Raw genomic sequence first — 9,152 nt, 5'->3', positions numbered from 1 at the left:
TAGCTATAAAACAGCTAGGGGCAACTTCTTCTGATTGGGCGACAAAGGTTCTTTTACATTTACGACAAAGAAACCGTTGTTTCTTTAACTCGATATAAGCTGGCCGATTGGCCAGATGAAGCCATTTGACCCTTGAAGTTAGAAAGCCATTCTTAACAATTAAAAAATCAGTATTTTCTCGGTCACAACAATTACAATGAGTGGGTATATAAGTCAGCGTAGCAAAATAAAGAGTCGCGGTGACCCCTTTTATTTTTTGTTCAACACATGCTTTTTCAGCAAATGTGATATTGGGGTCTTTTAAATTTAGTGATAATCGGATATAATCATTATGAAACATATGAATCTTCCTCCCTGAATTGGTCTTAGCAACTTTATTCTAACTGGAAAGTTCATATGTTTCTATTTTTTTGCATAAAAATAGGTGTGAATGAATTTCTTCATCCACACCAAAAATTATACAGCCTTTTACTGCTGCTCATTGATAGATAACACTATTTTATGCTTAATTAAAAGATCGGTTGTTACTTGGGGAGTTAATCGTTGGTTTATGACGAGACTCTTGGTAAACTGATAAAAAAGCGGCTAGGAGGATAAGATGACTAATATTATTTATTATGATTATGTAGTTGAACCTGTCGGGAGTTTTTTAGTCGCCGTGAGCCAAGAAGGTTTAATGTATCTTGGCTTATTAGAAACCGATTTGAGTCACTTACAAAAGAGTCTTGGGTCTCGTAATCATGTAGTGACATTTCTACAAAAGCCTGAAGTAACTGCTCCTTATAGCAGGGAGTTAGTTGAATACTTTCAAGGGAAGCGCCGAAAATTTGAACAGCCACTAGATCTTAGTTGGTTCGGCACAGACTTTCAGAGAGCCGTTTGGCAAACCGTAGTAGCAGTCCCTTACGGCGAAATTAGTAGTTACTCCGCCTTAGCAGCAAACATTCAGCGACCATTAGCAAATCAGGCTGTTGGCACGGCTGTTGGTAAAAATCCAATCCCAATTGTGATTCCCTGCCATCGAATTTTACGCAAAGACGGTTCCATTGGTGGTTTTTCTGGAGGCTTAGCTTTAAAACGGTATTTACTAAAGATTGAAGGACTCGATTATTAATAAAAAAAGCTCTTTCTCACTCAGTAAAATGGTCTTTAGACTGAGTGAGAAAGAGCTTTAATTTTCGACCATTCAAGCTCACGAATCTCACTAGCAGCAGCTAAAAAAGTCGTCATTAACGTTGAAAAATCGGTAACACAAGTCTGATGTGCCTTAAGGTCTGACTCTAATTGGGAAGTGTACTCTCGATCGATTAAGCTAGCTAGTTGAGTTAGCATGTGTAGCAGCTGATGGTGATAGTGATGGTCTGTTGAACAAGTTCGCTTTAAGTCTAAAAAAATCTCCTCAAGGCCGATAGCGGTTTCTTGGTAACTTGCCATGTTATCACCTTTAAAGATATGGGTCGCCGTCGTTGCTAAATTATTTTTTATCGTTAAATGGGCATCGATAATATTTTTTGAAGCCGTGAATAAAATCATTGATTGGTTATTTAAGCGATCTGTTAAATGAGCGAATGATTCAAGCCAGTCAATGTCAGGGGCACCGCTTTTGCTGGAATGGATTTCAGTATCATCTCCCAGTTTGCGATGTTTTAAGTGGGCTGTTTGTTTCGTTAAGTGGCGTCGGCGGTCAGCTTTTAAAACCATTACTTCTGCTTCTAATTCCTTAACACGAGTCGTCAAATAATAAGCTAACCCTCCTAGAATAACTAAGAAAAATAGAGCTAGCAGCCATGCCAGGATATTTATTGGTTTTTCGAACACAGAAAAAAACCTCCTTAAATAATTAGTTACTTTAATGGTACGCTATTTTTTCGAAAAAGATACCTTTTTTACTGAAAAAAGCTAAGAGTTTCGTCAGAAAAGAGTCTAGAGTTTAATCTCAAGGCAAAGTAAGGTATAATAAAGAGTGACATCCTTGTGAAGAAAAAACTTAGAGTAGCAAGAGGAGGAAAGATAAGTATGAAAAAAATATTAGTTGTAGATGATGAAAAGCCGATATCAGATATCGTCAAATTTAATTTAACTAAAGAAGGCTATGAAGTATTTACAGCCTATGATGGGGAAGAAGCCATTGCCCAAGTCAAAGAAGTTGAACCTGATTTAGTTTTACTAGATTTAATGTTACCTAAAATTGACGGTCTAGAAGTTTGCCGTGAAATTCGTAAAAATTACGACATGCCAATTATTATGGTGACTGCTAAAGACTCAGAAATCGATAAAGTGTTAGGCTTAGAATTAGGTGCCGATGATTATGTAACTAAACCTTTTTCAAACAGAGAACTCGTTGCTCGTGTCAAAGCTAACTTAAGACGCCAAGGAAATGTCAGTGCCAAAGCCCAAGAAGAAGATGAATCTAATGAATTAGAAATTGGGGCCTTAACAATCCATCCAGACGCTTACATTGTGTCTAAACGTGGTGAAAAAATTGAATTAACCCATCGTGAATTTGAATTACTCCATTACTTAGGCAAACATCTTGGTCAAGTCATGACCAGAGAACATTTGCTACAAACCGTTTGGGGCTACGATTACTTTGGCGATGTCCGAACAGTTGATGTAACCGTTCGTCGTCTCCGGGAAAAAATTGAAGATAGTCCAAGTCATCCGGCCTGGTTAGTTACTCGTCGTGGTGTTGGTTATTATTTAAGAAACCCAGAACAAGATTAAAACAAAATCTGAAACAGCTTAGCTGACGTTAGTTGAGCTAAGCTGTTTTTTAGTTTATATCAGGAGGTTAGAACATGAGGAAGAAAATTCGTTTTTTTCAATCTGTTCACTTTAAAATTGCCATGGTGTTTGTCCTACTGCTATTAATTTCAGTGGAGATCATCGGGGCTATTTTTATTCGTGAACTAGAAAAAAACAATATTACTAACTTTGAAGAAACGATGAATTCACAAGTCGAGCAATTGGCGTCGAATTTAAGTGGCGAATTAATGACGGTTGATGAACAAGGGGATTTAACCTTACGGCGCACGGTCAATGAATTTTCGAAACGAGACGTTTTTGAAGTCCGAGTCGTTGATGATAAAGGGATTGTCCGGGCGACTTCAGATGCTAATAAACAAGGGGATGTCGGTAAGAAAAACGACATTGCCGACTTAAATGATTTTACTGAAAAAAGACGAGAACAAAAAGATTACTTAACTCAAAAAAGAGTTTATATTAACGTCCAACAAATTAAATCACCAGCAGGGGACGCTGTTATTGGCGCCCTTTATGTGAAAAGTGACATTGAAAGTAAATATACTGAAATCAGTGAGACGGCCTTAATCTTTTTCTCGGCCTCAATGATTGCCATTTCGATTTCCTTAGCAGTCGCCTTACTAGTTGCCCGAACGATTACGAAACCAATTGGTGAGATGCAACAACAAGCAGTTAAAATTGCCCAAGGAGACTACTCAGGAGAAATTGAAGTCCATGGCCAAGATGAGTTAGGTCAGCTTGCGGAAACGTTTAATGAACTTTCTGACCGAGTTGAAGAAGCCCAAGATACTTTAGAAGCTGAACGCCATCGTTTAGACAGCGTGTTATCTCATATGACTGATGGTGTCATCGCAACTGACCGGCGAGGAAAAGTGGTTATCGTTAATGAGATGGCTTTACTGCTGTTAGAAACCACTAACGAAGAAGCCATCGGTAAGTCGATTTTAGAATTATTAAATATCCAAGAAAACTATACTTTGCGAGAACTACTAGAAGAACGAAATGAGCAGTTACTTGATGTCAGTAAGTCGGAAGAAGACCAATCAATCTTAAAAGCTGATTTTGCCATGATTCGTCGGGAGTCAGGTTTTATTAGTGGCCTAGTCTGTGTTTTACATGATGTCACCGAGCAAGAGAAAAATGAGCGAGAACGGCGGGAGTTCGTTTCCAATGTCTCTCATGAACTGCGGACACCTTTAACGAGTATGCGTAGTTATATTGAAGCGTTACAAGACGGTGCCTGGCAAGATCCAGAAATCGCTCCTCGTTTTTTAGGGGTGACTTTAGAAGAAACTGACCGAATGATTCGTATGATTAATGATTTACTCCATCTATCGCGAATTGACTCCCAAAAAAGTCCGATTCAGTTAGAACTTGTTAACTTAAACGAGATGGTTAACTTTGTCTTAGAACGATTTGAAATGATGATTAAAAGTGAAAATAAAAATTACACGATTAAAAAAGAGTTTACCCGTCGCACGATTTGGACGGAAGTGGACCCAGATAAAATCATTCAAGTCCTAGATAATATTATGAACAATGCGTTGAAATATTCCCCAGATGGTGGCGAAATCACTTGTACGTTGTTAGAAACCCATAACAATGTGATTATTACGATTTCCGACCAAGGGATGGGAATTCCTCAACAAGATGTCAAACGGGTCTTCAATCGCTTCTTCCGAGTGGATAAAGCCCGTTCTCGAGCCATGGGCGGCTCTGGCTTAGGCTTGGCGATTTCTCGTGAAGTCATCCAAGACCACGGCGGCTCAATTTGGGCGGAAAGTGAAGAAGGCAAAGGCTCGACCTTTTACTTATCGTTGCCTTACGAACCTATTGAGGAGGATGATTGGCTATGAAATTTATCGACAAATTAATCCGTGTCTTACTCGTAGGCATGATTCTCTTAAGTCTCTACTTATCAGCCAAAATTTGGACTAATTCTGGCAGTAAGGACGTCAGTCAAGGGAATCAAGGCACGGAAAGTACCGTGACCTTAAAGCAAGCCAAAGACGTTTTTTTACCAGTCAAATTAATCTATCATAATGAAGAAGGCAAGCACCTCTTTACGAATAAAGAAAATTTAATCGTCAATGTTAATAAAGAGCTAATCAAGCTGGAAATTGGTAGTCTTAGCCAGTATAGTGACAAAGATAAAAATAAATTTTTTGAGAAGCAACTTAAACGTAATTCCCTTGAATTATTTTTTTCTGATCCCCTCCCTTTAAATTACTTTTATGAAATTAATGGCAGTGAACCAAAAAAAGGCCCAAATCAAGACATGCTGTTTGAGCGCATGGTCTTATCATTTGATGACAATAAGCTCTATCTAATGACGGATAATGACTATCAAATTTACGAAACAACTTATAAAGGTAGTTTGAGCACAATCAAAGAATTATTAAGAGATGACAATAATCGCTTTTTAGAAGTCTTACATCAAGATACCGAATTACCAATTTTCTATCATTTTAAAGAAGATTTAAAATTAAAAAAATACAGTTACATTTTAGCGACCCAATCGTATACCGCTTTCTCTCAAGCCTTCTTTGATAATAGTCAGGAGATTTTTCCGAATGATGACAACAAAGAAAGTCGTGACATCAACTTGATGAATGCTGAAGGCAGTAGTCTCAATGTTAGTTACAATACGGGGGAAATCAATTTTAATGGCCGCTACAACCCAAGGAAAAATCATGACACAGACCGAACAGAAACGGCGACTATTTATGACGGTAGTTTTTATTATATTGAAAAAATTGCTAACTCAATGGGAACCTTACGTTATTTTGAAAGGTCAAAAAACCAAGTCGTCTATCGCAATTATGTCGAAGGTTACCCGATTTTTAGTGACCATAGCCGGGGACGAGTGGAAGTCACGAAACAAAATCAAAATGTCCAAATTGCGACTAACCAAGAAACGATTCAAGTACCAATTCCCTCTGATGAAGAAGTGATTTTACCAAGTACGGAAAAAGTCATCGCTGATTTAAAAGCTCAAGGGGTCTCCCTTGAAGACATGGAGTCGTTACAAATTGGCTACACTTGGGAAACTAACCAAGAAACGAAACAAGTGGTAGATTTAGTTCCAGAGTGGTATATCAAGTACCAAGGGGAATGGACGACCATCACAGATTTGCAACCAGAGACTAATAGACAAGGGGGCGAAAATTAATGGATTTTAAACGAATCGAACTAATTTTCCTATGTGCCTTCCTCAGCCTCAATATCTTTTTACTAGTGACATACCGCCAAGGCATGATTGAAACAGCCCCGATTCCCGAAACTGGTAACTTGGCGCAAATTGAAACCCGGTTGAAAGGCGACAAGATTGCCTTTAATAATAGCTTTTCCCAAGAAGTCTCAGAAGGTTATTATTTAAGTGCCCAAGGAACCCGTTTTCCTGGTACAACGAATTTAGCTGGCAATCAAGACACGCGCTTAAATCGCCGCTTAACTAGTAGCGAACAAGTTCCCTTTACTAAGTCCGAAGCCAATCAAGAACTGCTAAATTTAGTAACGAAAGATGACTTTATTTTATACAGTAAAGACTATGGTTTCTTAAATGAAAGTTTACCGGATAGTACTAAGTATGTCTTTACCCAAAAGTTTGAAGGACTGCCTTTTAATGATGAAAGCTCGGAGTTATCTTTAGAAGTTGAAGAAATGAGCCCAGCGGAAAGTTTAGTTATCGGCTACAGTCAAAGTCATCTGACGGAAATTGATCCCTTACGGGAAAAACAAGAAGTCATTAGTGAAAGTGCAGCGATTGAAAATCTTTACTTGAACAACCGGATACCTAGTGAGTCAAAAATTCTTAAAACCCAACTGGCTTATTCACGAATTTTCACTGTTAGAGGCAAAAATGTCTATATTCCAGCCTGGTTTGTTTGGATTGAAACCAATAAGAAAAATATCTTAGTTGAACGAATTAATGGCTTTACGAATTCCATTATTTCATCAAGTGTGCCAGAAATGAAAAAATAGCGTATACTAAGGAAGCAAATCATGAACTTAGTCAATCATTGATTGATAAGCATAGAAGGAGTGAGAAACCAAGGGTGAAAAGTGAAGAAGCATTTAAAGTCAGCATTTTAGCCAGTGGTAGTACTGGAAACTCTCTTTACATAGAGTCAGAGAAGAAAAAAATTCTAGTGGATGCCGGTTTAAGTGGTAAAAAAATTACAAGTTTGATGGCAGAAGTTGGGCGAACCCCAGCCGATTTAGATGCCATTTTAGTCACACATGAGCACACGGACCATATTCACGGTGTCGGTGTTCTTTCAAGAAAACATAACATCGATGTTTATGCTAACGAAAAAACATGGCAAGCCATGGCTAAAAATCTTGGGAAAATTAGTCCTGAGCATCAACATATTTTTGAAATGGGTAAGACGTTAACATTCGGTGATATGGATATTGAAAGTTTTGGCGTCTCCCATGATGCTGCTGATCCTCAATTTTATCAGTTTCACCGCAATAATAAAGCTTTTGCCATTTTAACGGACACTGGTTATTGTAGTGACCGGATTCGTGGCACAATTAAAAATGCCGATGGTTACTTAATGGAAAGTAACCACGATCTCAGCATGTTACGGATGGGAAATTATCCTTGGAGTTTGAAACAACGGATTCTCGGAGATCAAGGTCACCTCTCAAACGAAGACGGCGCACTGGTGATGGCAGATTTAATTGGCAATAAGACGAAACGAATCTATCTTGGTCACTTAAGTCGTGAGAACAATATTAAAGAACTTGCTCATATGACAATGGAAAACGTCTTGCGAGAAAATGGCTTAGGTGTAGGTAAAGACTTTATGGTTTACGATACTGACCCGGATCAAGCATCTAGTTTGTTTGCCATTTAATCGCTTAATTAGTATTATAAGCACAAAAAAAGAGCCTAAGGCTCTTTTTTTGTGCTTATTCGCTTTTAGATAAGGCATCTTGATCGAGGCTTAATTCAACTTCAATCGTTTTCTTGTCTTTTTCACGATACAAGTTGACTTTAATTTTATCGCCAACTTTTTTCTTATACAAAGCAGACTGTAAATCAGTACCACTCGTAATTTCAGCATCATCAATCCCAACAATCACATCGTATTGTTGAATACCGGCTTTTTCAGCTGGGGAAGCTGGTTGAATACTACGGATAACGACTCCGGCAGTGACTTCAGCTGGGACTTTTAAAATCTTTTCTTGTTGTTCACTACTAATTGTGGATAAGTCGGTCATCGTCACACCAAGCATTGGTCGTGAGACTTTGCCATCTTTTTCTAATTGGCTAATGATCGCTACGACATCATTACTTGGAATCGAGAAGCCCATGCCTTCAGCGGAAACGCCACTAGCGGCTTGAGTAATTTTAATTGAGTTAATACCGATAACTTGGCCAGCTACGTTAACTAGTGGCCCACCAGAGTTACCTGGGTTGATCGCCGCATCGGTTTGTAAGGCATTGATATTCACATCTTGATTACTTTCGTTTTTATTAGTAATTTTACGATCCTTAGCGGAAATAATCCCTTGAGTGGCACTATTAGCGTAGATCGAACCTAAAGGTGAACCAATGGCAATGGCTGGCTCGCCAACTTTGACAGTATCAGAATCACCGAATTCAGCTGTTGTTTTGACTTTGCTAGCATCGATTTCTAAAACAGCTAAGTCAGAATAAGCATCTTTACCAATTAATTTAGCTTTGATTTTTGAACCATCTGTTAATAAAACTTCTAAGGCATCAGAACCATCAACAACATGGTTGTTAGTAACCACGTAAGCTTTGTCACCATCTTTTCGATAGATGACGCCACTACCTTCACTGCTAGCCTCTAAGTCGGCCTCGTCGCTGCTTTGTTCAGCTTTTTCTTGAGGCTCTTCCATTTGGCCAAAGAAACTACCAAAATCACTGATTTGTTGTTTTTTCTTTAAGTTGACAACAGAAACGACAGCGTCTTGGACTTTTTCCACAGCTTTGGAAGTATCTGATTCAACATCGTATTTAATATTACTGATTTGGGCAGATTTATTGTCTGGTGTCGTTGGGTTCGTCGTTAATTCGTCGGTTACTGCGGAAAGACCTGGTTTAAGTAATAGAAAACCAACGCCAACAGTCAGGGCGCCACCAATAATCCCGCCAAGTAAGCCGCCAGCAAAAGAACCTCTTTTTTTCTTAGGTGTGTATGGGGTAACATCTTTTCTCATAATATGCGGTGCTGAGCACCTTTCCTCCTTTTTCAATCTCTTTATAAGTAGTATACATTTACTTGATACCTCTAGTCTAATCTGAGACTTTGAATATTCTATGAAAGAAATAGGATAAAAACACTGTCAATTCTTGAAAAATGATAACAATCATCGAAGAAGTAAGAAGAAATTAAATAAATGGTCACTAA

At 38.4% G+C, this 9,152-nt stretch carries 9 protein-coding genes; 6 read left to right on the top strand and 3 right to left on the bottom strand.

All coding sequences use genetic code 11. The features are described from left to right. Window positions 1-340 (bottom strand): transposase family protein (locus tag CBF35_RS07450; RefSeq protein WP_148112179.1); only part of this gene is annotated, 340 nt, incomplete at its 3' end. A gap of 258 nt (window positions 341-598) precedes the next feature. Between CBF35_RS07450 and CBF35_RS07445 the strand changes: the two genes are divergently transcribed. Beyond that, window positions 599-1,114 (top strand): methylated-DNA--[protein]-cysteine S-methyltransferase, encoded by a 516-nt coding sequence (locus tag CBF35_RS07445; RefSeq protein ID WP_126779671.1) that lies wholly within the window; start codon window positions 599-601, stop codon window positions 1,112-1,114. A 35-nt stretch (window positions 1,115-1,149) separates the two neighbouring features. On the opposite strand, the gene CBF35_RS07440 is transcribed toward CBF35_RS07445, so the two are convergent. Then, entirely contained in the window at window positions 1,150-1,818 is a 669-nt protein-coding gene (locus tag CBF35_RS07440) for a hypothetical protein (protein WP_126779668.1), read from the bottom strand. A 198-nt stretch (window positions 1,819-2,016) separates the two neighbouring features. Here CBF35_RS07440 and yycF point away from each other — a divergent pair, with 198 nt between their 5' ends. The 5 genes from yycF to CBF35_RS07415 all read left to right on the top strand — a co-directional run bounded on the left by yycF (window position 2,017) and on the right by CBF35_RS07415 (window position 7,628). Next, the gene (yycF, locus tag CBF35_RS07435) at window positions 2,017-2,724 is read left to right on the top strand and encodes a response regulator YycF (protein ID WP_126779666.1); all 708 of its coding nucleotides are present in this window, start codon (window positions 2,017-2,019) and stop codon (window positions 2,722-2,724) included. A 74-nt stretch (window positions 2,725-2,798) separates the two neighbouring features. Next, window positions 2,799-4,619 (top strand): cell wall metabolism sensor histidine kinase WalK, encoded by a 1,821-nt coding sequence (gene walK / locus CBF35_RS07430; RefSeq protein ID WP_126779664.1) that lies wholly within the window; start codon window positions 2,799-2,801, stop codon window positions 4,617-4,619. Further along, on the top strand, window positions 4,616-5,935 hold the full coding sequence (locus CBF35_RS07425) for a YycH family regulatory protein (protein ID WP_126779662.1): 1,320 nt from the start codon (window positions 4,616-4,618) through the stop codon (window positions 5,933-5,935). The genes walK and CBF35_RS07425 overlap by 4 nt, the downstream gene beginning before the upstream one ends. Further along, window positions 5,935-6,747, top strand: coding sequence for a two-component system regulatory protein YycI (locus CBF35_RS07420; RefSeq protein ID WP_126779660.1), 813 nt, complete (start codon window positions 5,935-5,937; stop codon window positions 6,745-6,747). The genes CBF35_RS07425 and CBF35_RS07420 overlap by 1 nt, the downstream gene beginning before the upstream one ends. 74 nt (window positions 6,748-6,821) lie before the next feature. Then, window positions 6,822-7,628 (top strand): MBL fold metallo-hydrolase, encoded by an 807-nt coding sequence (locus tag CBF35_RS07415; RefSeq protein WP_126779658.1) that lies wholly within the window; start codon window positions 6,822-6,824, stop codon window positions 7,626-7,628. A gap of 55 nt (window positions 7,629-7,683) precedes the next feature. On the opposite strand, the gene CBF35_RS07410 is transcribed toward CBF35_RS07415, so the two are convergent. Beyond that, complete coding sequence (locus CBF35_RS07410; RefSeq protein WP_407290332.1) at window positions 7,684-8,964, bottom strand: S1C family serine protease; 1,281 nt, start codon at window positions 8,962-8,964, stop codon at window positions 7,684-7,686. Window positions 8,965-9,152: the final 188 nt, after the last annotated feature.

The sequence above is a fragment of the Vagococcus salmoninarum genome, assembly GCF_003987495.1.
Lineage (GTDB): Bacteria > Bacillota > Bacilli > Lactobacillales > Vagococcaceae > Vagococcus_D > Vagococcus_D salmoninarum.
The sequence above is the reverse complement of the archived record's forward strand: the minus strand, read 5'-3'. Positions and strand labels throughout refer to the sequence as shown.